Below are 2,083 nucleotides of genomic sequence, written 5' to 3' on the forward strand. Positions count from 1 at the left end.
GACTGCTGACGCAGGCCGTACAGGCGGAAACCGACGACGGCGTGGATCTGGCCTTCGTCGATCAGGGCTACACCGGCGCCAAGGCGGCGGACGCCGCGCAGGCCAACGGCATCACGCTGGAGGTCGTGAAGGCGCCCGAGGCCAAACGAGGCTTCGTGCTGCTGCCGCGACGTTGGGTGGTCGAGCGATCCTTCGCCTGGGCCACGCGCTGCCGAAGACTGGTCAAGGATTACGAAGGCTATGCCACCACCCTGGCAGGCCTGCATATGGTCGCCTTCGCCTGCCTCATGCTCAAGCAAGTCGAACGATTAATGATGGGTTCATAACACGTTCTAGCACTACCTGGGCACTTTGAAGGGTTGTGACGCGTTGTCTTCCCTGGGATGGCCCTGGGGGCGGCGATGGATCGGGATCGCGGGGCAACGGACGGGCTCGACACTTGGCTGGCACCGTTCGCGGCGGTGATGGGGCGCAAGACCCGGCGAACCTGGGCGCCGCTCTATCTGCGTGGTCTGCTCGGTCCGGGTGATCGCAAGAGCCTTCAGCCGATGGCGGCACGGCTCGGGCTGTCGGGCCACGACCAGTTGCAGCACTTCATCGCCAGCCCGGCCTGGGACGACGGACCACTCTGGAGGGAACTGGCCCGTCAGGCGGATCGGCTGGTCGGCGGACCCGGTGCCTGCCTGGTGATCGACGACACGGCCCTGCCGAATAAGGGCACGCGCTCAGTCGGCGTGGCGCGACAATACTGCGGCGCACTGGGCAAGCAGGCCAACTGCCAGTCTCTGGTCTCCCTCACCCTGGCGCAGGGCGAGATGCCCGTGCCGGTGGGCTTGCACCTGTTCCTTCCGCAAGCGTGGACGAGCGATCCGCAGCGGTGCGCGCAGGCTGGCGTTCCCGAGCCCGCGACCACGCCGCGGAGCAAGGGCGAGATCGCGCTGTCGGAACTGGATCGCCTGCAGGCAGCCGGCCTGTGCTTCGGCACGGTGCTGGCAGATGCGGGTTACGGCGTCAGCGCCGCCTTCCGACACGGCCTGGATGCCCGGGGCCTGCGCTGGGCGGTGGGCATCGTCAGGAACCAGAAGATCTACGCGTCCGACGTGCAACTCGTACCGCCGACGGGGCGCGCTCGTAAGCCCGCGCCGGACCGGGAGCCGCGGGAGGCCGAGGCGGTGCTGGCCGATCTGACCTGGCGGCGGGTGACGTGGCGCCCGGGCACGAGGGGCAAGCTCTCGGCCCGTTTCGCCGCCATCCGGGTGCGGACCGGCGACGGTCCGGTCTGGGGCAACAACCGGCACCTGCCCGGCGAGGACGTCTGGCTCGTGGGCGAGTGGCGCTCGTCGGGGGAGCGCAAGTACTACCTGTCCAACCTGCCGGCCAAGACGTCACGGCGCGCCCTTTCAGGCACGATCAAGGCGCGCTGGGTCTGCGAGCAGGCCCACCAACAGCTCAAGGAAGAACTCGGCCTCGACCATTTCGAGGGACGGTCCTGGACCGGGCTGCATCGACACGCGCTGATGACGTGCATCGCCTGCGCCTACCTGCAGCACCTCCGCCTCGCCGAGCATCGTCGGACGGGGCGGGGAAAAAATGACGACCCGCCTTCCGGGGCCGCCGCCGTCACCGAGCCTGCCCGCCATGCGGCAGGCCATCATCGGACGGCTGTTCGCCAGCCTCGTCCCGCCCGTCCTGTGCCCCCACTGCCGAAAGCGCTTCACGCTGCCCTCTCATCTGAAAGTGCACAGGTAGTGCTAGAACGTGTTATGAACCCATCATTAATCGTTCGACTTGCTTGAGCATGAGGCAGGCGAAGGCGACCATATGCAGGCCTGCCAGGGTGGTGGCATAGCCTTCGTAATCCTTGACCGGTCTTCGGCAGCGCGTGGCCCAGGCGAAGGATCGCTCGACCACCCAACGTCGCGGCAGCAGTACGAAGCCTCGTTTGGCCTCGGGCGCCTTCACGACCTCCAGCGTGATGCCGTTGGCCTGCGCGGCCTCCGCCGCCTTGGCGCCGGTGTAGCCCTGATCCACGAAGGCCAGATCCACGCCGTCGTCGGTTTCCGCCTGCACGGCCTGCGTCAGC

3 protein-coding genes are annotated in these 2,083 nt (G+C 67.9%); 2 read left to right on the forward strand and 1 reads right to left on the reverse strand.

What is annotated here, in order from left to right:
* A partial coding sequence (locus COGEMETH_RS24100) for a transposase (protein ID WP_238185209.1) occupies positions 1-326 on the forward strand: 326 nt, incomplete at its 5' end.
* 75 nt (positions 327-401) lie between these two features.
* On the forward strand, positions 402-1,796 hold the full coding sequence (locus COGEMETH_RS24105; protein ID WP_238185211.1) for an IS701 family transposase: 1,395 nt from the start codon (positions 402-404) through the stop codon (positions 1,794-1,796).
* Here the strand turns inward: COGEMETH_RS24105 and COGEMETH_RS24110 are convergent.
* Positions 1,762-2,083: transposase (locus COGEMETH_RS24110; RefSeq protein ID WP_238185210.1), on the reverse strand; the 322-nt coding region annotated here is incomplete at its 5' end. The two genes, COGEMETH_RS24105 and COGEMETH_RS24110, sit on opposite strands and share 35 nt — an antisense overlap.

The sequence above is a fragment of the Methylobacterium trifolii genome, assembly GCF_022179685.1.
Taxonomy (GTDB): Bacteria; Pseudomonadota; Alphaproteobacteria; order Rhizobiales; family Beijerinckiaceae; genus Methylobacterium; species Methylobacterium trifolii.

Bases quoted from the DNA above. Each gene is read 5' to 3' on its own strand.
- COGEMETH_RS24105 (WP_238185211.1), top strand. From the start codon at position 402: ATGGATCGGGATCGCGGGGCAACGGACGGGCTCGACACTTGGCTGGCA.